Origin of the sequence: Spirosoma sp. SC4-14 (genome assembly GCF_037201965.1) — a bacterium.
Classification (GTDB): domain Bacteria; phylum Bacteroidota; class Bacteroidia; order Cytophagales; family Spirosomataceae; genus Spirosoma.
Map to the genome: position 1 here is coordinate 2,603,845 of NZ_CP147518.1, position 19,935 is coordinate 2,623,779.

Below are 19,935 nucleotides of genomic sequence, written 5' to 3' on the forward strand. Positions count from 1 at the left end.
GAAAAGTCAGAACGGCCACTCTGTGGTTTCGTTACATCAACGGTTGTTTTTCCAAAACAGAGCATCGAGGCTCCAGGGGCCTGGTCCGTAGAAGAAGAAGACCAGGGCCAGCAATGCAAACAGAAATGGGTGCTGATCTTCGTAGAAAATTTTTCCATGCCCAATGAAAAAGACAATGTAGAGCATGGTTCCGATAACAATGAGGCAACCAATTCGGGTTAGAAACCCCACCAGAAGCAATAGGCCCGACACAAATTCGGACCCTTTGCCGAGATAAACCATAAACAAAGGTGAAGCCGATTGCCGGAAGGTGTCCCAGGCTGCATATTCTTTCATCTGGGCCGGGTCGAACACTTCCCAGCCATGATAGATCAGAAATATTCCAAGAACGATTCGAATGAGAGTCAGGCCACTTTCCCGGAAAAGGCCTGCTGCAGTAAAGAAGTTCATCATAAAGTACGGAGGGAATTCTGTTTAAAACAAGCGCTGCTCGGTTTGCGGATCAAAGAAATAGAGCCGGTCGCTATCAAAACCAACCTCAATACCTTCGCCAGGAGCGTACCCAATATCCGACGATACACGCATGCAGGCGGTTTGGTCGGTATGCGTGAAATAAACAAAGGTTTCGCTACCAATTGGTTCGGTTACGTCGACTGTAATTCGTTGCGGTTCGGTTAGTACTTTCTCATTGGCGAATCGAACGTCGCAGATGCTTTCGGGCCGGAAGCCTAAAATTACCTCATTGCCGCTATGAGTTTTCAGCGCATCGGCCTTATCCGTCGGAAGCTGGAAATTAAAGGCGGAGTTAACGAACCGTAAGCCACCCCTTTCGCCGACCAGCCTGCCTCTACTAAAGTTCATGGATGGGCTCCCAATAAAGCCTGCAACGAACAAATTAGCCGGTTGGTGATAGAGGTTCATGGGCGAATCGACCTGCTGAATGACGCCTGCCTTCATGACTACAATTTTGTCGCCCATTGTCATGGCTTCGATCTGGTCGTGGGTAACATAGACCATTGTAGCCTTGAGTCGCTGGTGAAGCCGTTTAATTTCGACCCGCATCTGTACCCGCAGTTTGGCATCGAGGTTCGACAACGGTTCATCGAACAGAAATACCTTTGGTTCGCGAACGATGGCCCGACCAATGGCCACTCGTTGCCGTTGCCCTCCCGACATGGCTTTAGGCTTGCGATCCAGCAGCTCGTTCATATCCAGAATATCGGCAGCGGCCCGAACCCGCGTCTCAATTTCAACTTTGGAAAACTTGCGAAGCTTTAGCCCAAATGCCATGTTTTCGTATACGCTCATGTGCGGATAGAGCGCGTAGTTCTGGAAAACCATCGCAATGTCGCGGTCTTTGGGCGAAAGGTCATTAACCCGTTTTCCATCAATGAGCAACTCCCCACCCGAAATATCTTCCAGACCCGCAATCATACGCAGAAGGGTCGATTTGCCACAACCCGATGGGCCTACCAATACAACAAATGACTGATCGTCAATAGTAAGGTTTGCATTAGGAATGGCAGCCTGAGTAGCGCCGGGGTATTGCTTGATAAGGTTACGGATTTCTACTGTTGCCATAGATAGGGATTCATTTGAAGCAAATTACTCCGATACAGTGCTTCCCCGATTCAGCGTCAGCGCAAGTTGCCCGGCATGATGTGAATTATGGGATAGAATGTGAGAAAAGAGCCGGGCTCGCGAAACGGTGCCGAAAAATGGGGTATCGATCGGGTCGAGCCAGGCCGAATCGGGTGTCGTTTCAATATATTGCCGAAGCCAGTCAAAGCCCTGCTCAATCAGCAGGCGACTGGCTTCAATATCGCGCCCCTGCCCATTGTCGGATTTGCCCATCGTTGTATTCTGGATGGTTGTCGGTATGCCAAAAAATAAGCCGAACAGGTTGATCGTTTCACCGATATGGCGGTAGATGAAGCCAGCGGATGCAGCCTGTTCGTTTAGTCGAAAGGCTGCATTTTGGGGTGTAATTTTATGGAAAACCGTTGAACAGGTCGTTTGATTCTGGGTCAGAATTTCCAGCAAAATTTCTTTTTGCATTAGGGACTAGTTTTTGATGCGCTTGTATTTTTCGATAATGATCCGGTCGATGCCCAGTTTTTCGAGTTTTTCAACACCTTTCTGCGTGAGCGTATCGCCTTTAATATTGACCACAAAGTCAAAGGTATGATTCTCCCAGGCTTTGTCGATGTAGTAATCCAGATGCTCGGTGTAAGTGCTATCGACCAGCGTATAGTTGCCACCGCCCCCCGAAAATTCGTTGCTGGCTGAATCTTTGGGACTGATGGCATGATTCAGAAAGGCAAAATGGGTGGGATTAATGATCTTGATCATTTTGTGAGTGGGGTCGAACGTCGAAAAACTGGAATCGTTCTCGATCGTTGTGGCCGATACTAATTCCCAGGTACCAACAAGGGGAGTATCTGTTTTTTTTGTCTCACAAGCCCAGAATGTAAACGTAGATGCTGCTAGAGTAAGTAAGGTTTTGGTCGTCATCGTTTTGGAATAGCCTAATGCCCACACAGGGCTACTGCTTGGCAAGTTAACGGAAGTAACGCCAGGAAGCTATAGGCTTTAAGCTGCGAACGCTTAAAGCCTGATGCCCTGAATCAGAATAGACTCTTTAACCGACTGTTCTTTTAAGTGTAGGAACTGCTTACGGCTTTCGTCGCGGCTAAAGGCATGAAAGTCCTGCTCATTGTCGAATTCGACAAGGTGAATTTCGTAGGGTTTTTCGATCTGGTGTTCAATAACCGATTCGTCGGTAGGACGGATTCGGGCTAGCAAACGTCCATTATATTTCCCGATCAACGGAATAGCAACCTCTTCAAATTGATGGAAAATGTCTTCCTGCCCTTCGTTGATATAGATCAGTTGAGTGAAATAGATCATAGTTTTATTGTTAATGATGGCGCTCGTCCGCGATTGTATCGCGTATGGCCGAGGTTCGTGTTTATAAGGCTAACGATGCGTCACAGACGCGAGCCATGCTCATACGCGATTGTATGGCGTATGAGCAGAAAAAAAGGTGAAAATCGCCAGTTGTTACTCGCCCGGATGGTACGTTTTTTCTACGTGTTGTTTCACGTCTTCAGGATAAAACCAGACATCTTTGAATTTACCAGCGCAGAACAGCGGAGCCTGATCCGTAAAATGCTGCGTTCCGGGTTGGCTGCTTTGACCGCCCGTCACGACCGAACGCGCTTTTACTTTAGGACCAAACTCGACAACCGCCACAAAACTATTGCCCACATAGCCATACCGCTTTTTGGTATTGGGCGCCGTTCGGGCACCAAAAGCTGCCAGCGACCCCCAGGCCGACGGCGTAAACCCAACCGGAATACTCGGCTGATTGTCGTCGAAGGCTTCCTGGATGTTGCCCGTGAGCCGCTGATAACGGTTAATGCCACCCCAGGGGGTGTTCCAGGTGCCAAAATCGCGCGTTAGTTCCGAGAGGGTTTCTTTCAGCGCGTCAATTTTTTCCTGAGCCGTTGTATTACTAATGGTAAACTCGGTCAGTGTCAGGTAGTCGAGACGCTGGTCGGCCGGAACGCGGCTGCGAGCCAACTTCTGAATTTTTTCGCCCCAGAAAATAGCCAGCGCCGTACCAACCGACGAAACGCCGTAATTCTTGTCCCAGCTTTCCAGTACCTGAATGGCTTCCCGTAAATCGGCAGTTTTATTGGCTTCTTCGCCCGATACGGTTTTGTAGGCCGAGAGGAGGGAGGGGAGCAGGTCGTCGAAGGCCGCCAGATGTGGATCGTCGGCGGCTGCTATGAGCGTATCAAGCGTAAAAATAGATTTCTGCGACAATACGCGCACCGCGTTGATGCCCCGGTAGTTTTCGGCGTCGGGAGCCATATAGGCCGGGTATTTGCTCTTATCGGGGCTGCTATTGCCCGAAACCGTAAAGGGCGTTGAATTACAGTTCTGAATCCATCCACTGGCTGGGTTACGCACCTGAACCAGTTCCTCCACCGCGTGTAAACCTTTCCAATCGGTTTTGGGATTGCTGCCATCTACGGGCTGGCGCCAGTCGAATTGTGGGTCGCGTTTAGGCATGAAATTGCCATGCCAGTAAGCGATTGTTCCATTGCGGTCGGCAAAGACGGTGTTGTTGGAGGCATTGCCGTTCAGCTTCATCACCTCTTTGTAACTCTCATAGCCTTTGGCTTTGGTGCGCAGATACGATTGCTCCAGCGCATTCAAAGGCGTGTTCATCATGCTGACGGTTACCCACTTATCGCCTTTCTGACCAACCACGGGGCCATGTTGCGTAAAGTACATTGTAAGCTCTTTGTACTGAATATCGTTGCCTACTTTGTAGGGAAGCCGCACTTTCTGGGTCCGAACAGGTTTCCATTCGTTGCCGTAGCGATAGTAGTAGTTGTTGCCTTTTTTCTCGATGGTTTCCAGGTACTCATCCATCGAATCGGCACCGCTGGAGGTATGCATCCAGCCGCAATTTTCGTTGAAACCCTGATAAATGAAAAACTGACCCCAGGTAACCGCCCCATAGGCATTTAGCCCTTCCTGGCTAATCAGATGCACTTCAGACCGAAAGTAGAACGAGGTATGTGGATTGATGAGCAGGAGCGCATGTTTGGTTGCACTTTTAGAAGGGGCAATGGCAAAACCATTGGAGCCTACCGGCTCGCGCTCAAACTTGTCGAAATCGTAGAGCCAGGACGTTTTACGTTTCTCATAAAAATCCTTTAACCGATCGGTCGATACAACGCTAATGTTGCCGCCAATACTCCCCTCGCTGAACATCAAAGGCATCCAGGGTCGAAACCGGTTCAGGAGCCGGGGCTTCACGTTTGGGTGCGTGTAGAGGTAATAATTGGCGCCATCGGCAAAGGCATCCAGCAGTTTTTTCATCCAAACCGGACTTTTTTTATAGACCGCCAATGCCTGCGTTGTATCCATAAACAACCGCGCCCGCAAATCGTGGTAAAGAGCCGCTTCGCCGTCAACTTCGGCCAGTCGACCAATGGCGTCGAGGTAATTTTCCTCAACGCGGGCAAAGTCATCTTCGCACTGGGTATATAAAACGCCAAAAACGGCATCGGCATCAGTTTTGCCATAGATGTGTGGCACTCCCCAAGTGTCGCGCGTGATGGTAATTTGTTTAGCTTGTTGCTGCCAACGGGCTATTTCACTTTTGTTAAAGGGTTGGCCTGTGGCTGTCAGCGACGAAAACGCAGCAGTAACAAAGGCGAAAGAGAAAACGGATAGCAACCAGAAGTGATTCATGCAGGATCGATGATGGAGTGAGTTTGACGGAACCATAATACTACGCGAAAAGAGGGTAAAAAAAACGGATTAACCCAATTTACTGACCAAGAGCCGGAAATTGTTGCGGAGGAATCCGATGATGCGTTCCCTGTTCATAGGCATACGTTAGCCGGATTAGGGTTGGTTCATCAAACATGCGTCCCAGAAACTGAAGTCCGGCGGGCAAGTTGCTGGTCGTAAATCCCATTGGAATCGTGAAGGCGGGCTGGCCGGTTGCGGGGGCAATCAACTGACTGTTATCACCTTTGTAGCCTTTGGCATCGCCCACCAGAGCCGGTGGGTAATTCCAGCTTGGATAAATCAGGGCATCGACATGCTGCTGGGCCATTGCGGTTTCTACTGCTTTTCGATAAGCGATTCGCAATGGATCGGTAAAAGGATCGCCACAGGGAATTTCGGGATGCCTGGCCCGACCCTGATGCGTTTGCTGATAGGTCAGCCGATCGCGCACAATAGCCGAATAGCCACCAACCCGAATAATGTCTTCCAGCGTTTTCAGGGTATCTCGTTTAACAAATGTCTGGAGGTAGTTTTCAATATCGGTTCTAAACTCAGCACACGACTGGTTGGCACGTAGCGAATCGAAATCAGGAATCGTGACATCAACTACCTGAGCACCCATCCGAGTCAGGTTGGCGATGGCCTGCTCGAAAAGCTGTTTGATTTCAGGATGAATGTTTTTCTCAGTCAGTTGCCGCAATACACCGATACGAGCGCCCTTCAACCCATCTTTCCGCAGAAATTGCCTGTAGTTTTTAGGAACCTTGCCCTGGCTATTTTGCGTAATGGGATCATGCGGGTCATAACCGGCCGTAACCTCAAGCAGACGGACGGCATCGTCAACGGTTCGGCACATGGGGCCGCCAACATCATTGCGCGAATAGAGCGGAATAATACCGTATCGACTAACTAAGCCAAGTGATGTTCGAAAACCAACCAGCGCATTATGCGACGATGGACCACGAATGGAATTGCCCGTATCAGAGCCTAATCCAACCGCTCCCAGATTAGCAGCCACTGCCGCAGCCGTGCCGCCACTCGATCCGGCCGGAACATAGGCCAGATTATAGGGATTGAGTGTTTCGCCCGCTATTGAACTTTGGGTATGCATGGGCGTAAAGGCCCATTCGGCCATGTTCGATTTGGCCAGTACAATAGCGCCTGCTTCGCGGAGTTTACGAACCTGATAAGCATCTTCTGTAGGTTGAAAACCTTTCAGGGCTATCGAACCTCCGGTTGTTTGCAGGTTGCTGGTGTTGTAATTATCCTTGACAATAACCGGTATGCCGTGGAGTGGCCGAAGATTGCCGGTTCTTCGAAATTCGGCATCCAGTTGCCGGGCCGTAGCGATGGCTTCTGGATTGATAATAATGATCGAATTGAGTTTTTTGGGCTGATCGTACGCCCGAATGCGGTTCAGATAAGCATTCACTAACTGTTCGCTGGTTAGTGAACCAGCCCGAAAGGCCCGATGTATATCGCTGATCGTTGCGTCAATTAGATTGAACGCAGGGGCTTTTGACGGCTTAGGTTGCGCTTCCACCGACGATAGCCACAGAATGGAAACAACAAAGTGAAATAGAGAAAGAAAACGCAATAGTTTTGCCATGCGATTTGTTGATGAAACAGATGATCGTATGGCAAAAATACGCTTTCCAGATTTTTTAGGGCAATTAATCGGAGATTAAGTTCGTGTTTATAAGGCTGAAAGAAGGCTTTATGAAATTCTTGGTCATTGGTCATTAGAAAACATCATTCTAATGACCAATGACTAAGATCTAGGCCAGATTTTTCAGGAATTCTCCCAAACTAACCGGCGTTCGGCCCAACAGCTTTTCCAGCGTTATATCGGGCTTGTTGAAATCATTCTGCTTCATGCCTTCGGCCATGCCCGCATAGAGCGTGGCGATAGGAGCAGGCAGATGTTTGAGCAATTCGGCTTCATACGCACTGTTTGGAATATCGATGTACGCCACCGGTTTGCCGTTGTGGCTCAATGCTTCGGCAATGTCGCCAAAAGACCAGGCCGTAGGCGCGCCAATCTCATAGACCTGGTTCTCATGACCGTCGGTAGTCAATGCTTTGGCGAGACCTTCGGCAATGTCGGCACGAAGCACAAAACTAACCTTACCATCACCGGCCGGATAGTAGAGCTTACCCGATTGTGCCGCATCGCCAATAACCATCGGCAAAATATCCAGATAGAGATTGTTGCGGAAAATGGTATACGTTAGCCCAGACTCTTTCAGCACATTTTCGGTATGAAAATGGTCAATAGCAGCTCCAAACAGCGCATTGGCCGATGGACTCGGCGAACTGGTATAGAAAACGTGCTTAACCCCGGCTTCTTTAGCAGCCTCGATAACGGTAGTATGCTGACGAATGCGTTCTTCACCAATGGTAGAACCAGAAATAAGGACTAATTTATCAACCCCGGCCAGACTGGAAACCAGTGTGGCAGAGTCGTCATAATCACCTTTTCGAACCTGAATGCCTTTGGCAGAAAGGTCGGTGACTTTTTCGGGATCTCTAACAAGAGCAACCAGCGTTTCGGGGCTGGTTTGGGTTACTAAAAATTCGAGCGTGGCTTTTCCCAGATGGCCAGAAGCGCCAGTTATTGCAATCATTGTGTGTGCTGGTTATATTTGTGTCTTAGTTACTTTTGGTAACTCAAAAGTATTTAGTAACTAAAGTATACACAAGAAGGCATTTATTTGTAAGTCAGGAACATGGACAGAACTATTGTTGATAATCAGCAGGATGATCTGCAAAAAAAATTGCAAAATATTTTGAAAAGAACCGGGCCGTTGCTGTCGTCCTGTCCAATTCGAAATATTCTGGATCGGTTTAGCGATAAATGGTCAACTTTATCGATCATTCATCTGGGCGATGCCGGAACCCTTCGTTTCAACGAACTGAAGAAACGAATCGATGGTGTATCGCAACGGATGCTTACCGTAACGCTTCGAACCCTCGAACGCGACGGGCTGGTGAAACGCCGGGTCTATGCCGAAATTCCGCCCCGCGTCGAATACGAACTGACCGATCTGGGTCGTAGTTTACTGGTGCAGATTATCGAGCTGGGCGATTGGGCCAGCAACCACAGCCAACAGATTATACAGGCCCGCGAGCGTTATGACACCCGCGAGCGTAATGTTGTGATGGCAGAGTTGTAGCTGTGTTAGTTTCGATTTAGCCAGCTTTCCAGAATAGCGGCCTGGCGTTTATTGGGGTTTGGAAGGCGGGTGATCTGGAAACTCCGTTCCGATTTCTTTGTCGGGACAATTGTTTTTTCTTCGGTTTGTCCACCTTAATAAACGAGCAGTTTCAGGGTTTCATCGGGTCTGGAGGCTTTCATGGCAGCCAACGTAGCGGGCAGATCATTGACTTTTGGCAGTACGGCGCCACTACGGATTCCGGCTTTCCAGGCTGGTGATTCCCAGTCGATGCTCGAAATGAGCAGGCTATCTGCTTTTGGCTGAAGGTTTAAACCCGTCCAGGCAGCGGGCATTTCGCGGAGCGTTGTGTCGATGGCTAAATTAGTTCAGTTTCGGTCATAAGTCCGGCTCTGTGCAGAATCAGGTATTCGAAATAAACCGTAAATCCTTCCGATACCCAAAGCATATTGGTTCGGTTTTCTTGTTTCATAGCTGTTTTTCACCCACAAATTCCGGAACCGCGATTCTTGGACGAAAAACAGCTATGAAACAAGAAAACGGGCGAGCATGTGTGCCGGAAGGAACACGCGTTCGCAGGCCAGAATTAAAAAATAAGTAAATCGATAAGCTGGCTCGTTTTGGCACGCTTACTGCTTTGAAATCAGACGTTTGTTGTTTATATTTACCTCCCCAATTTCCAACAGACAACCATACTAATGATGTCGGTTTGGGGATAAAACATAAACCAAACCGGCAATACAAACCGCATGAAGCGACGTTCCATTTCGAATCAACTCCAGATCGATTTTCTGGCCGCATTCCGCCGGATGCTTATTAGCCTGGGCAGTGCCGAAAACCTGCCCGTCAATGAAAGTTTGTTTATGCGCATGACCGACCAGTGGGAAAGCACTCAGGTTATGCCTGCTGATTTGTTGTTTCATAAAAGCCCAATCGAAGCGGTTGTGTTCCGGCTTCAAAAAACCGATGAGCGGTTGCAGTTTCCCCATGAGCTCATTGCCGGAGAACTTCGGGGTGAGCAGGGATTAACCGGTTTTTCGGCTAAGTTTCGCGAACAGGGCTGGGTTATTTTACCTGCCGAACTATCGGCAATGTATAAGAATCTGTTTCTGAATATTCTGGGGGCGTCAATTGGCCTCGAATACCTCTATCCTTCGCGGGTTGAGCTACTGGCCGAAGCCGAGCGGGTTGCCCTGGCGGCTATGCTGCCAGAAGAAGAAGTGCGTAAATTCTTTGGCCTTCGTCTGTCGAAATTTCCGGATAGTTTTCGTAGCGAAGTAGCCAACTATTTCAATCTGCCCTTCGATTATGTGCTGAAACGCGCCAACCACCTGGGTCTGGTATCGGAGCAGGTGATTGAAGAAGTTCGGTCCAGCACCCAATCGCTGCGTCCGGCGCTGCGTCGCCCACAAAGTAGTCGAGCCGCGTAGGTCAGATTGCCTGACAATGACAGCTGCGTGTCCTTTCGCTAAAGCAGCTCAAAACTTAATAAACTTTATTTATATTCAGCCGGTTAACGTTGCGTACGTACTTAGCCGGCTGTTTTTATGCGCTCTTCTACGAGAATTCTTCTGGGATTGATCGTCCTGTTTGGGTTATTTATGGTCGTAATGCATTATCGGGCAAAGGGCCAACGCGACGATGAAGAGGCTTATCTGGCAACATTGCATAAGAATATTGCCCTGTCCAGTAGTTCATTTCCACCCAATGGCGATATGCCCGTAAACTGTAGCTGTCGTGGTGCAGAGGCATCGCCCGCTTTAGCCTGGGAAAATAATTTGCCCGATACCCAATCATATGTACTATTGGCGACGGACTACGACGTGCCCACACCGACATTGCCTATCTTTAATATCTCCCACTGGGTGCTTTACAACCTCCCGGCTTCGGTCAGAAGTATTCCTGAAGCCGTTACAGCGGAGCAAATGCAATTGCTGGGAGGGAAAATAGGTAAAAACTCTGCCGGGAATCTCAAATTTATTGGCCCTTGCCCACCTGCCGGGCGCCATGCTTATTGGTTTCGGATCTACGCCCTCGATGAATCGCTCTCCTTTACCGATGTTCCGACGAAGCAGCAGGTTATTGAAGCCATGAAAGGCCATATTCTTGGCTATGGAGAGTTAAGGGGGTATTTCGAATAGTATTGCCTTCTGCCAGAACTAGTTAACCTGCCTCCGGGAGCTGCCTTCGGGTAGCAGAAACGGAAAACCCACTCTTTTTCCATAAAAATAGTTGGAAATAAGAGCAGGCTTTCCGTTTCTTTGTGATAAATCTATTAAATCAATAGATTATAAGTACTAATAGTCTATCTAATACCGGGAGTAATCGGAGAATAGGTAGCAATGCAAAACCACCCAGTCATGTACATAGGCTGAAAGGCCGATGGCAGCCATGAAATGTCTATTGCATGACCTTAAAAACTATATAACCTGTCAAATAAATAGAATGAAGCAAATTTTAACATCATCGTTTCTGATTGGGGCCTTACTGATCCCGTTCGCACTATCTGCTCAGCATGCACCCGTTATCAACTCAACTGTTTCTGGGAAAATCATCGATGCCCGCACCAAAGAACTATTGGTTGGGGCAACAGTAACCATCAAAGGAACAACCAATGGCAGCACTACCGATCTGGAGGGACAATTTAAACTGCTTACTGGCCAGAAGCTTCCATTTACGGTTGTGGTCTCTTTTGTAGGGTATCAGACAAAAGAAGTTGTTATGACTGATAATCAGACCGAAATCCAGCTCGAAGAAGCCGCCAATCAGTTGGCCGATGTCGTCATTACATCCCGGCGTCGTCAGGAATCGTCGCAGGATGTACCCATTCCGATTTCAATTGTGGGCGGTACTCGTGCCGAAGATGCCGGAGCTTTTAATGTAAATCGCCTGAAAGAGCTGGTACCAACTGTACAGTTATATTCCTCCAATGCTCGCAATACTACGCTTAATATTCGGGGGTTGGGTTCTACATTCGGCTTAACCAACGATGGTATCGACCCTGGGGTTGGCTTTTATGTCGATGGGGTTTACTATGCTCGTCCGGCGGCTACGGCACTCGATTTTATCGATATTGAACAGGTAGAGGTATTAAGAGGCCCGCAGGGAACCTTGTTTGGGAAAAACACAACGGCGGGCGCTTTTAATATTTCAACGCGACCGGCGGGTTTTACGCCGAGTGGAAGTTTTGAGCTGAGTTATGGCAACTACGGATTCATTCAGGCAAAAGGTTCGCTGACGGGCCCCTTGAGCAGTAAGCTGGCAGCCCGTATATCGTTTACCGGAACGCAGCGAAATGGTTTGTTCTACAATGTGCACACCCAGGAGCGTATTAATGACATTAACAATATTGGAGTGCGGGGGCAACTGTTGTATACGCCTTCCGACAACGTAAAATTTACCCTGATCGCAGATGTTTCCGATCAGAAGCCCAATGGGTACGGTTGGCCAATAGCGGGGGTTGTCGCCACAAAACGAGCTGCCTACCGTCAGTTTAATGCCATAATTGCCGATTTGAACTATACAATCCCTTACACGAGTGCTTTTCAACGGATCGTTGACCTCGACACACCCTCAAAGGCCGATAATCAGCTTGGGGGTGTATCGTTGAACGCCGACATTAAGCTAGGTTCTGGAACGCTGACGTCTACAACAGCCTGGCGATACTGGAAATGGGACCCGCTGAACGATCGGGATTATATTGGATTACCAGTTTTCACCATTTCGTCTGGCAATTCGGTCCATAACCAGTGGTCGCAGGAAATACGGTATGCTGGTAAAGTATCTGCTAAATTAAATGGCGTTGTTGGGGTATTTGGGCTTTGGCAGGATTTGAAATCCGATCCTGTTCAGACCGAAGAAGCCGGTTCGGCCCAGTGGCGGTTTGCCCAAAGTTCCATTAGCCCGCTCTGGCAAACACCGGGTCTGTTCGATAATTTTGGTATCCATACGACCAACCGAATTCAAAGCACAAGTCTGGCTATTTTTGGCCAGGCCGACTGGGCCATAACCGATCAGATTCACCTATTACCCGGAATCCGGTATAATTATGACCGGAAAATTGCCAACTATAAACGTGAGACCTATGGCGGGCTTCAGACTACCGACGCTGCGTTGCTGGCCCTGAAGAATGCTGTTTATACTAATCAGGCGTTCGATACGGATGTATCGTCGGGTAATTTATCTGGACAATTAACGCTGCAATACAAAATCAATAGGTCGATCAATGCATTCGGGACCTTCTCGATAAGCTACAAACCTGTAGGTGTTAACATTGGCGGTTTGCCAACAGCGAATGGACAGGTATTACTCGATCTGGCTAAAGTGAAGCCTGAGTTTGTAACCCATCGCGAATTAGGGATCAAAACAAGACCTACGCCCAACTCACTCCTGAATGTGGTGTTCCATTATACCGATATTAAAGACTACCAGACCCAGGTGCAAACGCCGGAACCGGGCGTAAACCGGGGCTATCTGGCCAATGCCGAAAAGGTGCGTGTGTTGGGAGTTGAAGTAGATGGAAACATACGGGTGGCCAATCGATTGACACTGAATGCGGCCCTGGCGTATACCGATGGACTATATGTGTCATTTAAAAATGCGCCCGTACCCCTCGAAGAAGTCGGTGGCGAACAGGCTTTTAAAGATATTTCGGGAGGTGTGTTGCCAGGGATCTCCAAATGGTCGGGTTCGGTAGGGGGCGAAGTGACTGCCAAAGGGCAGCTCATTAGCTTAAAAGGAAATTACTTTTTTGGTGTTGATGCCTTCTATCGGTCAACATTTTCATCGAGTCCATCGCCTTCTCAGTATTTAAATATTGATGGTTATAGTCTGGCGAATAGCCGCCTTGGGTTTAGAGCATCGACCGGAATTTCGGTTTTTCTGTGGGGACGCAACTTGTCCAATACCAATTATTATGAGCAGTTGCTGGCGGCTCCCGGAAGTGCCGGGCATTATGCAGGCATCGTAGGCGATCCGCGCACCTATGGCATTACGTTCCGGTATACATTCTGAATTGGTCATTGATTATGGGAGTAGTCGAATGACAAAAAAGGTCCTTAAGTAGAAATTAAGGTTCTATCCTAAGTTTTGCCCTGCTTCAAGCTGCTCGTGTTTACTAAACGCGGGCAGCTTTTGTAATTTTAAGGCGTTTTATCCTGCTATATTTTTAATACTACTCACCTATGAAGAAATTTCTTTTACTGTTACTGGCGTTAACGAGCCGATTATCCGTACTGGCGCAGATCAATGTGGAGGGAATCGTTACTGATGCGAACCAACAGCCGTTAGCCGGCGTAACAATTGTTGTTCGGGGAACCAGCGAAAGTGCCGTTACTCAGACCGATGGCCATTTCATGCTACCAACGGCTCAAGCGCTGCCTTTCGTTCTGCTGGCTTCATTAGATGGTTATCAACGTCAGAACATTCAGGTTCGGGGCAATAATTTCCGTCGTGTTCTGGCAACACTCGTAGCCGATGCCATTGTGCCCGACGATCGGATTGTAGCGGCCAGCCGGGTGCAGGAACCCCGTCGTATGGCGGCCGTAACGACCGAGAAACTTGGTGTTGATCAATTTCGGCAATCGCCCGCAATCAGCCCCTTCGATGCCATACAAAATCTCCGGGGAGTCGATTTCTTTACGCAGAGTTTCTTTTTTAAATCGGTAAATATGCGCGGCTTCGGTGCAACCGACAACTTCCGGTTTCTGCAACTGACCGACGGTATGGATAACCGTTCGCCAGGGCTTGGTTTCGGCTTTGGAAATGTTGCTGGTTTGCCTGATCTGGATGTCGAAACGATTGAATTGGTGCCGGGGGCTTCGTCGGCGTTGTATGGCCCAGGTGCCATGCAGGGATTATTATCGACCACCAGCAAAAATCCTTTCACCTACCAGGGATTGAGTGCTCAGCTAAAAGCAGGAGCTAACAATTTTGGTAAACCAGGGTTTGGGCCCAAAGGCTACGGCAATATTGCTATTCGGTATGCCAAAGAAATCAACGACCGGTTGGCCATAAAGATCAATTTTCAACACATAAGCGCAACCGACTTTATTGCTGACAATTATGATGACCGCTCGACCCGCGCCCGCGATAATTTTTTTGCTACCAATAGCCGACAGAGCAATATTGCTACTGGCATTGCTTATCGGCCCAACAGTAATGCCAGCGCGAATCTGCAATATGACGGAGTAAATGTTTATGGCGATGAAATAAATGCCGGAGGGGCGTATCTGTTTCCGTCCGATTATGCCAATGTGTCGTTGCAAAACAAGCTGGTAACCCGGACGGGATATTCGGAACTGGCCATGTTGGGTAATAGCGGCAGCGTGTTTAATAACCGGGCAAACGTGTCCATACACTATAAGCTTGCCGATAAGGTTGAAGCATCGCTGGGCTGGTATTATGGGAATGGTAATTTTATTCAGACCGGAAACTACCGTAATTATTTCCCCGATTATCGGCAAAATCAGTTCAAAGCCGAAATTCGTGGCGAAAATTTCTTCCTGCGAGCCTACACAACCCAGCAGAAAGCCGAAGGCTGGAGTATCGGCCAAACGGCTGTTGGGGTTAATAATGCCTGGAAATCGCTGGATCAATGGGCAACGGAATTCGGACAGGTATATATCGACAATAAAGTCAGTGCCGGACTGGCCCGTAATGAAGCTGATCGGGGGAGCTATCTGCCTGGTACTAGTGCGTTCAATAGAGCCCGCGATCGGCTGTCAACTACGTTCAATACCGATACCATTGCTGGATTCGAAAATACGACCGGAACCCGTTTTCGTGATAACTCGTCGCTCTGGCATTATGAAGGTATGTATAATTTCACGAACCTGATTGGGTTTGCCGATGTGATTGCCGGAGCCAGTGTTCGGCACTATGCGTTAAATTCGGCAGGAACGTTATTTGCCCTGAAAGCCGACGGATCGGAGTATTCAATCAACGAATATGGGGCTTATGTGCAGGCTACCAAAGCGTTGGAGGTAGGTTCTTCTGTAATCGTAAAACCAACGGTTACGCTTCGGTACGACAAAAATCAATATGTAGACGGGCGGTTTTCGCCCAGGGCTGCTGCTGTCGTTAGTGCAGGGAATCATGCCTTTCGGGTATCGTGGCAAACGGCGTTTCGCAATCCATCCCCTATGCAACTGTTTGCGGCTCCGGCACCCGGAAAAAATGGCGAAGATGGCGGAGATGCCTCTGCCATCGAATCGGCAGGTTTACTGACGCATCCAGCCTATCCGGCAACCAGTGTTGCTAGTTTTATGGATAAACTGATTACGGAAGATCGACTCCGGAGTCAGGCCTATATTCCTGCTCCAATGACAACCGAAAAAATGCAGACCTGGGAGGTGGGGTATAATGTGTTGCTAACGAATAAACTAACGTTCGATGCTTATTTCTTCCATAGCGCTTATACCGATCTGATTACAGCTCAGCCCTTTTTCCAGACCAATACTGCCCAGATAAGCGATCTGACAAGCGGAGCTTACCGAACCCTGCAAATCAATTTTAACAGCTTCAGCAAGGTATTTGTCAATGGAGCTGGCGTTAGTCTGAATTATGAGCCAGGGCGAGGGTATCTGCTGAGCGGAAATTATGCGTATCAGGTAGGGACCATTACCTTGCGCGATGCACAGGGTAAACTCAGTAAAGACAATGCGGGAAATGATATTGTCAGGCGCCGGATGAGCAACCCTGAAGTTATTCAGAAAGGCCGTAATTACTTTAATTCGCCCGAAAATCGCTTTACTATCAGCCTGAGTAATGCGCACCTGACCGACCGAATCGGGGCTACTTTGTTGTACCGCTGGACCGGACGGACCTGGTATGAGCAGGGCATTACGGCTGGCGATGTTTGGTTGCCCTCGTGGGGGAGCCTCGATGCACAGGTTTCGTACCGTTTGCCGCACTACAAATCTATTGTGAAGCTGGGAGGGACAAATCTACTAAACCAGTATTATGCGCAGGGGTATGGCCTTGCCCGGATCGGCGGACTGTATTATGTGAGCGTGTTATTCGACGAACTGCTCTAACAGAGTGGGTAAAATGGATGGATATATGGACTTATTGATAAGAGCGTTTCTTTGCTTTAAAGGAATGTATTTTTCGCTACTTATTACAGATTAACGATGCCTTCATTTTTTCGGAAGTCAGTTCTTGTTTTTTGCTGCCTGTGTTTTTGGGGCAGCGGGTATGCACAGTCTACCGCTTCGTCGTTCAGAGTAATTGCCTTCTACACGGCCAAAAACGATCGTGCACACATTAGCTTTGTGCACGAGGCCAATCGATGGTTTCCTGAAATGGCTGCTCAATACAACTTCACCTACGACTCGACCGACAACTGGAATAATCTGAATGCCGATTTTCTGGCTACTTATCAGGTCGTTCTGTTCCTGGATACGCGCCCCGAAGAACCCGCTCAGCGGGAGGCTTTTCAAAAATATATGGAGAATGGAGGGGGTTGGCTTGGTTTCCATTTTGCCGCTTTTGCCCTAACGCCATCTGCCTATCCACAAAACTGGGATTGGTATCACAATCAGTTTCTGGGATCGGGGCAATATAAAAGCAATACCTGGCGTCCCACTTCGGCAATACTACGGGTTGAAGACCGAAAGCACCCCGTCACCAAAAAATTGCCCGAAACCTTCAAATCAGCACCCAATGAATGGTATCGTTGGGAAAACGACTTACGAACGAATCCCGATATCCGTATTCTGCTGTCAATCGATCCGGCCAGTTTTCCGTTAGGAACCGGCCCTAAGCCGCACGAAATATGGCATAGTGGCTATTATCCGGTTGTCTGGACCAATAAAAAGTACAGAATGGTGTATGTAAATATGGGTCATAACGACATAGACTACGAAAATAAAACGAACAAAGAACTGTCGTTTACCTTCGCCAACGAAACTCAGAACCAGCTTATTATCAATAGTTTACTGTGGCTGGGTAGAGGGCAAAAAAAGAAAACGAAGTAATTACTTCGCTGGTGTCGCTCTTTTGCCGGGGAGCTGGGCTGCAATTAGCTACAGCAGAGCTTGTTTTTCTGCTAATCTGTCTTGCTATTGGTCTGATTCGGCTAATTTTAGGCAACCTAACCGAAAAGGCTAACCATACGTAGTTTCTGCCATTCACGATCTCATGACAACCCGATTACTGATCACGCTCTTAACAGGCCTGCTGCTTGTAGGCTCCACTATAGCTCAGCCCATCAACGCTCCGCAGATTGACGCCTTAGTGCAGCGAACCTTAACCACATTCGATGTGCCGGGCATAGCCGTCGCCGTTATCAAAGATGGCAAGGTTATCCATTCGAAAGGCTATGGCGTGCGTTCGTTAAAAACAGGCGCTAAAGTCGATGAAAATACGCTGTTTGGTATTGCCTCGAATAGCAAAGCGTTTACGGCAGCAGCACTGGGAATGCTGATGGAAGAAGGTAAACTGACCTGGGACGATAAGGTCATTGATTACATACCGGAGTTTCGTATGTATAATCCTTACGTGACCGAGGAGTTTACCATTCGGGATCTGCTGACTCATCGGAGCGGCTTAGGTCTTGGAGCGGGCGATCTGATGTTCTGGCCCGATTCCAGCAATTTCACCATGAAAGACATTATCCATAATCTGCGCTACCTGAAACCCGTGTCGGGCTTTCGGACGAAATATGATTATGATAATCTGCTCTACATGGTGGCCGGAGAAGTGATTGAGCGGGTTAGCGGCAAGAGCTGGTCTGAGTTTGTGGAAGAGCGGATTATGAAACCACTCGGCATGAACCGCAGTGCGGGGTCTTACGAACGGCTGGCCGACAAGGTTAACGTGATTGATGCCCACGCGCCAGTTAACGGAAAAGTGCAGGTAATCAGTCGTGATATGTTTCGATTCGGGTATTCGGCCGGGGGGATCAACTCCAGCGTGGCCGATATGAGTAGATGGGTTATTGCACAGTTAAATAAAGGGAAATACGGCGATAATAAGCAGTTGTTTTCGGAGAAAATACACGCCGATATGTGGAGTCCGCAAACCATTCTGCCCGTAAGCCCAACGCCCATTCCGCCTTATAATACGCATTTTTCTGCTTATGGATTAGGCTGGGGACTCAGCGATGTGAAAGGCTACAAGCAAGTAACACACACGGGTGGTTTGGCTGGCATGGCCACGCAGGTAACTCTGATTCCTGAACTACAACTCGGAATTATTGTTTTTACGAACCAGCAATCGGGCGCAGCTTTCAGTGCCATTACGAACACCATAAAAGATAGCTATCTGGGGCTACCTGCAACCGACTGGGTTAGCCGTTACGGCGAGCGCGTGAAGCAGGGGCAGCAAGAAGCCGACAAAATTGCTAAGGAAATCTGGGAAGGAATTGCCAGCGAGCAGAGCAAAAACACAAAGTCAATTGATTTTTCGAACTATGCCGGAACGTATCGCGACCGTTGGTTTGGCGATGTAGTGCTAAGCCAGCAGGGCGGCAAATGGTGGTTTCGGTCGGTGCGTTCGCCAAAGCTAACCGGTGAGCTTTTTTATTACAAAGGCAATACATTTGTGGTTAAATGGAACAACCGGAGCCTGGATGCCGATGCATTTGTGACCTTCTCCGTCGATGATGGAATGAAACCCAGCTCCATAAAAATGAAGCCGATCTCGCCCCTGACCGACTTTAGTTTCGATTTTCAGGACCTCGATCTGCAACGGGTTAAGGAATAATTAGTCAATTGACTAATTATTCCTTCTCTTCGATTGCTTTTGTCAGTTGCGCATACCATTCTTCGCCATAAGCGCGGATGAGAGCCTCACGGACAAACTTGTAGATAGGTACATTGAGTTGTTCGCCGAAGCTACAGGCTGGGCTACAGATAGGCCAACGGTCGTAGTTGAGCGCATGAAACGACTCGTATTTGGTAACACGAATGGGATATAGGTGGCAGGAAATCGGTTTTTTCCAGTCAACTTTGCCGTCGTTATAGGCTTCTTCAATACCACACTTCAGAATGCCGCGTTCGTCCCAGGTGGCATATACACACTCGCGACCACCAACCGTTGTGGTAACAAAACCGCCGTCACCATCGGATTCGTAGCCCCCTTTTTGTTCGATTACCCGAATTCCTTCGGGCGAAAGATAGGGTTTAATCTCGTCGAAAATGCGGTCGAGAATAGCCGGTTCGTCGCCTTCCAGCGGGGCACCCATATCGCCCTCAACACAGCAGGCTCCTTTGCATTTATCTAAATTGCAGACGAAAAATTTTTCGGCGACGTCGTCGCTTATACAGGTATTTTCAATAAGAATCATAGCCATATGGCGAGCCGCAACCCGCCAGATTGTAGTAATTGTGGGTTATTAGCCCATACTTCCGTAACCGAAGTGGATCAGATTTGTAGCAGTGCTCCGGAAAAGAGTCGGCTGGCGATCGTTTCAGTATGTAAAGATACATCTCTGCAAACA

18 protein-coding genes are annotated in these 19,935 nt (G+C 48.5%); 7 read left to right on the forward strand and 11 right to left on the reverse strand.

Annotation, left to right across the window (positions count from 1 at the left end):
* Positions 1 to 36: 36 nt before the first annotated feature.
* From WBJ53_RS10530 to WBJ53_RS10565, 8 genes are all read right to left on the reverse strand, one after another.
* Positions 37 to 453 (reverse strand): DoxX family protein, encoded by a 417-nt coding sequence (locus WBJ53_RS10530; RefSeq protein ID WP_338876067.1) that lies wholly within the window; start codon positions 451 to 453, stop codon positions 37 to 39.
* Positions 454 to 474: 21 nt separating this feature from the next.
* On the reverse strand, positions 475 to 1,581 hold the full coding sequence (gene ugpC / locus WBJ53_RS10535) for a sn-glycerol-3-phosphate ABC transporter ATP-binding protein UgpC (protein ID WP_338876068.1): 1,107 nt from the start codon (positions 1,579 to 1,581) through the stop codon (positions 475 to 477).
* A 24-nt stretch (positions 1,582 to 1,605) separates the two neighbouring features.
* Positions 1,606 to 2,058: a DinB family protein gene (locus WBJ53_RS10540; RefSeq protein WP_338876070.1), complete on the reverse strand. Its 453-nt coding sequence runs from the start codon at positions 2,056 to 2,058 to the stop codon at positions 1,606 to 1,608.
* Positions 2,059 to 2,064: 6 nt separating this feature from the next.
* Positions 2,065 to 2,514, reverse strand: a complete 450-nt coding sequence (locus tag WBJ53_RS10545) for a hypothetical protein (protein ID WP_338876071.1) — start codon at positions 2,512 to 2,514, stop codon at positions 2,065 to 2,067.
* Between the two features lie 93 nt (positions 2,515 to 2,607).
* A complete protein-coding gene (locus WBJ53_RS10550) occupies positions 2,608 to 2,910 on the reverse strand; it encodes a DUF1330 domain-containing protein (RefSeq protein WP_338876072.1) in 303 nt (100 codons plus the stop codon).
* Positions 2,911 to 3,063: 153 nt separating this feature from the next.
* The gene (locus WBJ53_RS10555; RefSeq protein ID WP_338876073.1) at positions 3,064 to 5,274 is read right to left on the reverse strand and encodes a penicillin acylase family protein; all 2,211 of its coding nucleotides are present in this window, start codon (positions 5,272 to 5,274) and stop codon (positions 3,064 to 3,066) included.
* A gap of 79 nt (positions 5,275 to 5,353) precedes the next feature.
* Complete coding sequence (locus tag WBJ53_RS10560; protein ID WP_338876074.1) at positions 5,354 to 6,925, reverse strand: amidase; 1,572 nt, start codon at positions 6,923 to 6,925, stop codon at positions 5,354 to 5,356.
* Between the two features lie 169 nt (positions 6,926 to 7,094).
* The gene (locus tag WBJ53_RS10565; protein ID WP_338876075.1) at positions 7,095 to 7,943 is read right to left on the reverse strand and encodes an SDR family oxidoreductase; all 849 of its coding nucleotides are present in this window, start codon (positions 7,941 to 7,943) and stop codon (positions 7,095 to 7,097) included.
* Positions 7,944 to 8,045: 102 nt separating this feature from the next.
* Between WBJ53_RS10565 and WBJ53_RS10570 the strand changes: the two genes are divergently transcribed.
* Entirely contained in the window at positions 8,046 to 8,492 is a 447-nt protein-coding gene (locus WBJ53_RS10570) for a helix-turn-helix domain-containing protein (RefSeq protein WP_338876076.1), read from the forward strand.
* Between the two features lie 134 nt (positions 8,493 to 8,626).
* Here the strand turns inward: WBJ53_RS10570 and WBJ53_RS10575 are convergent, their stop codons facing one another.
* Both WBJ53_RS10575 and WBJ53_RS10580 read right to left on the reverse strand, forming a co-directional pair.
* Positions 8,627 to 8,827, reverse strand: a complete 201-nt coding sequence (locus WBJ53_RS10575) for a hypothetical protein (RefSeq protein WP_338876077.1) — start codon at positions 8,825 to 8,827, stop codon at positions 8,627 to 8,629.
* 23 nt (positions 8,828 to 8,850) lie between these two features.
* Positions 8,851 to 8,964, reverse strand: coding sequence for a hypothetical protein (locus WBJ53_RS10580; RefSeq protein ID WP_338876078.1), 114 nt, complete (start codon positions 8,962 to 8,964; stop codon positions 8,851 to 8,853).
* A 277-nt stretch (positions 8,965 to 9,241) separates the two neighbouring features.
* On the opposite strand from WBJ53_RS10580, the gene WBJ53_RS10585 reads away from it, so the two are divergent.
* The 6 genes from WBJ53_RS10585 to WBJ53_RS10610 all read left to right on the forward strand — a co-directional run bounded on the left by WBJ53_RS10585 (position 9,242) and on the right by WBJ53_RS10610 (position 19,199).
* Positions 9,242 to 9,922, forward strand: a complete 681-nt coding sequence (locus WBJ53_RS10585) for a hypothetical protein (protein WP_338876080.1) — start codon at positions 9,242 to 9,244, stop codon at positions 9,920 to 9,922.
* Between the two features lie 117 nt (positions 9,923 to 10,039).
* Complete coding sequence (locus WBJ53_RS10590) at positions 10,040 to 10,633, forward strand: YbhB/YbcL family Raf kinase inhibitor-like protein (RefSeq protein ID WP_338876081.1); 594 nt, start codon at positions 10,040 to 10,042, stop codon at positions 10,631 to 10,633.
* Positions 10,634 to 10,937: 304 nt separating this feature from the next.
* Entirely contained in the window at positions 10,938 to 13,505 is a 2,568-nt protein-coding gene (locus WBJ53_RS10595) for a TonB-dependent receptor (protein ID WP_338876083.1), read from the forward strand.
* A gap of 170 nt (positions 13,506 to 13,675) precedes the next feature.
* The gene (locus WBJ53_RS10600) at positions 13,676 to 16,528 is read left to right on the forward strand and encodes a TonB-dependent receptor (RefSeq protein WP_338876084.1); all 2,853 of its coding nucleotides are present in this window, start codon (positions 13,676 to 13,678) and stop codon (positions 16,526 to 16,528) included.
* 96 nt (positions 16,529 to 16,624) lie between these two features.
* Complete coding sequence (locus WBJ53_RS10605; protein WP_338876085.1) at positions 16,625 to 17,470, forward strand: ThuA domain-containing protein; 846 nt, start codon at positions 16,625 to 16,627, stop codon at positions 17,468 to 17,470.
* Between the two features lie 163 nt (positions 17,471 to 17,633).
* Positions 17,634 to 19,199, forward strand: a complete 1,566-nt coding sequence (locus tag WBJ53_RS10610) for a serine hydrolase (RefSeq protein ID WP_338876086.1) — start codon at positions 17,634 to 17,636, stop codon at positions 19,197 to 19,199.
* Between the two features lie 16 nt (positions 19,200 to 19,215).
* On the opposite strand, the gene WBJ53_RS10615 is transcribed toward WBJ53_RS10610, so the two are convergent.
* Positions 19,216 to 19,782 (reverse strand): DUF3109 family protein, encoded by a 567-nt coding sequence (locus tag WBJ53_RS10615; RefSeq protein WP_338876087.1) that lies wholly within the window; start codon positions 19,780 to 19,782, stop codon positions 19,216 to 19,218.
* Positions 19,783 to 19,935: the final 153 nt, after the last annotated feature.

What these genes read in the sequence shown, in the direction of transcription:
- WBJ53_RS10580 (WP_338876078.1), bottom strand. Translation starts at nt 8,964, where the DNA reads ATGAAACAAGAAAACCGAACCAATATGCTTTGGGTATCGGAAGGATTT.
- WBJ53_RS10555 (WP_338876073.1), bottom strand. Translation starts at nt 5,274, where the DNA reads ATGAATCACTTCTGGTTGCTATCCGTTTTCTCTTTCGCCTTTGTTACT.
- WBJ53_RS10540 (WP_338876070.1), bottom strand. Translation starts at nt 2,058, where the DNA reads ATGCAAAAAGAAATTTTGCTGGAAATTCTGACCCAGAATCAAACGACC.
- WBJ53_RS10575 (WP_338876077.1), bottom strand. Translation starts at nt 8,827, where the DNA reads ATGCCCGCTGCCTGGACGGGTTTAAACCTTCAGCCAAAAGCAGATAGC.
- WBJ53_RS10590 (WP_338876081.1), top strand. Translation starts at nt 10,040, where the DNA reads ATGCGCTCTTCTACGAGAATTCTTCTGGGATTGATCGTCCTGTTTGGG.
- WBJ53_RS10615 (WP_338876087.1), bottom strand. Translation starts at nt 19,782, where the DNA reads ATGATTCTTATTGAAAATACCTGTATAAGCGACGACGTCGCCGAAAAA.
- ugpC (WP_338876068.1), bottom strand. Translation starts at nt 1,581, where the DNA reads ATGGCAACAGTAGAAATCCGTAACCTTATCAAGCAATACCCCGGCGCT.
- WBJ53_RS10550 (WP_338876072.1), bottom strand. Translation starts at nt 2,910, where the DNA reads ATGATCTATTTCACTCAACTGATCTATATCAACGAAGGGCAGGAAGAC.
- WBJ53_RS10605 (WP_338876085.1), top strand. Translation starts at nt 16,625, where the DNA reads ATGCCTTCATTTTTTCGGAAGTCAGTTCTTGTTTTTTGCTGCCTGTGT.
- WBJ53_RS10600 (WP_338876084.1), top strand. Translation starts at nt 13,676, where the DNA reads ATGAAGAAATTTCTTTTACTGTTACTGGCGTTAACGAGCCGATTATCC.
- WBJ53_RS10585 (WP_338876080.1), top strand. Translation starts at nt 9,242, where the DNA reads ATGAAGCGACGTTCCATTTCGAATCAACTCCAGATCGATTTTCTGGCC.
- WBJ53_RS10530 (WP_338876067.1), bottom strand. Translation starts at nt 453, where the DNA reads ATGATGAACTTCTTTACTGCAGCAGGCCTTTTCCGGGAAAGTGGCCTG.
- WBJ53_RS10565 (WP_338876075.1), bottom strand. Translation starts at nt 7,943, where the DNA reads ATGATTGCAATAACTGGCGCTTCTGGCCATCTGGGAAAAGCCACGCTC.
- WBJ53_RS10595 (WP_338876083.1), top strand. Translation starts at nt 10,938, where the DNA reads ATGAAGCAAATTTTAACATCATCGTTTCTGATTGGGGCCTTACTGATC.
- WBJ53_RS10545 (WP_338876071.1), bottom strand. Translation starts at nt 2,514, where the DNA reads ATGACGACCAAAACCTTACTTACTCTAGCAGCATCTACGTTTACATTC.
- WBJ53_RS10570 (WP_338876076.1), top strand. Translation starts at nt 8,046, where the DNA reads ATGGACAGAACTATTGTTGATAATCAGCAGGATGATCTGCAAAAAAAA.
- WBJ53_RS10560 (WP_338876074.1), bottom strand. Translation starts at nt 6,925, where the DNA reads ATGGCAAAACTATTGCGTTTTCTTTCTCTATTTCACTTTGTTGTTTCC.
- WBJ53_RS10610 (WP_338876086.1), top strand. Translation starts at nt 17,634, where the DNA reads ATGACAACCCGATTACTGATCACGCTCTTAACAGGCCTGCTGCTTGTA.